The organism is Vibrio sp. D173a (genome assembly GCF_030248475.1).
This window is the reverse complement of sequence record NZ_JAHGAH010000433.1, coordinates 1-1,419: the sequence shown is the minus strand read 5'-3', so window position 1 is coordinate 1,419 and position 1,419 is coordinate 1. Positions and strand designations below refer to the sequence as shown.

The window sequence follows — 1,419 nt, the reverse complement described above, 5'->3', positions numbered from 1 at the left end:
AAGATCAACACGCCCTAGTCACTTTGAATCGAATAAGCACGATTCTAGCACGTAAAGCCATCAGCTAAATTTGAAACATTCAGTTCAACAATGATTTGGAGCCGCAGCCAGATAAGGGTATTTGCGATTTCGCGTCTCAGAACAAACCACCATAGAACAAATAAAACACACTCACATCACCGTTTTATAAACGGATAGTTACAATTTATTATTCGTTTGTTAGTATCGCCGCGTTAAAAATTCTCACTATCGCGTCGTATGGGTACACTCAGAACACAACAAGGAAAGTTGGCAGTAAGCGCAGTCGCAATAATCATCGCTGTGCTGTTTCAGCTGTACCTAACGTCTACTGCGGCACTGAACCCTACGCAAATCCACAGCGAAAATTGGCTAAACCAAGTTCAAGATGAAAAGGTGTTGCTGTGTACCGCTGATGGCTTTAAATGGGTGGATATTAACGAACTGATTGAAGCCAACGCACTGCCCAATTCTGAATTTGTTCAAAATCTTAATCTGCACGATGGGTTTCAGTTTGAATGTCCATTATTGCAAGCGGCGCAATTCTTTATCGCTATCGCGTTCGGTCTGTATCTGACCACGCTCTCTTGGTTACGACGCACCAAGCACGTTTTCACACCCTACCATTTCGCAGCTTGCGGAAGAAAAGTTTACAAGTACGTAGCGCCCAAGCAGTCTCCGCCGTGTGTTTTCCACGCCTAAATACTCAACGCAGTAGTCGGTAAATAAACATAACGTATTAATCCTATCGAATAATCGATAGAGAACAGCCAGAATTAAAAAGGAAAACACAAATGATCAAACTGATGAAAACCACAGCCATCGCCCTTATCGCTTTTATGCTAAGCCCACTCAGCCTTGCTCACGAATACGAAGCAGGCAAGATTCACATTGATCATCCTTGGAGCCGTGAAGCGCCACCAAATGCCCCTGTGATTGGCGGTTTCTTTCAGTTAAGCAACCTAGGTGACGCTGATGACGCGCTGATTGCGGCTTCAACACCGATTGCTGACCGTGTGGAGATTCATACTCACACGAAAGAAGACGGCATGATGAAGATGATTAAGATTGATGAAGTCGTGGTAGAGCCTCAGCAAAAAGTGGAATTCAAGCCAGGCGGCTTCCACCTAATGATCTTCAACCCAACCCAAACGCTTAAAGAAGGCGACCGTTTCCCTGTGACTTTGACGTTCAAAAAAGCAGGTAAAGTGGAAGTAGAAATGGCGGTTGAGAAGAAAGACCACATGGAGAAGCATACGCACCATCATTGATCGCTTAAACGAAAAGAGCCCGCTACTTCAGCGGGCTCTTTTGCTTTTGGTACCTATGATTCTAGCCGTGTGCACATTTGATTGTACTGATGTGCACTTTAGAGATTCCCTACTCGTTCAATGGTATGGA

General features: G+C 44.5%; 2 protein-coding genes. Both read left to right on the top strand.

What is annotated here, in order from left to right:
• Positions 1 to 258 precede the first annotated feature (258 nt).
• A complete protein-coding gene (locus tag KIV40_RS26515) occupies positions 259 to 720 on the top strand; it encodes a hypothetical protein (protein ID WP_285352162.1) in 462 nt (153 codons plus the stop codon).
• Between the two features lie 92 nt (positions 721 to 812).
• On the top strand, positions 813 to 1,289 hold the full coding sequence (locus KIV40_RS26510; protein ID WP_005431498.1) for a copper chaperone PCu(A)C: 477 nt from the start codon (positions 813 to 815) through the stop codon (positions 1,287 to 1,289).
• Positions 1,290 to 1,419: the final 130 nt, after the last annotated feature.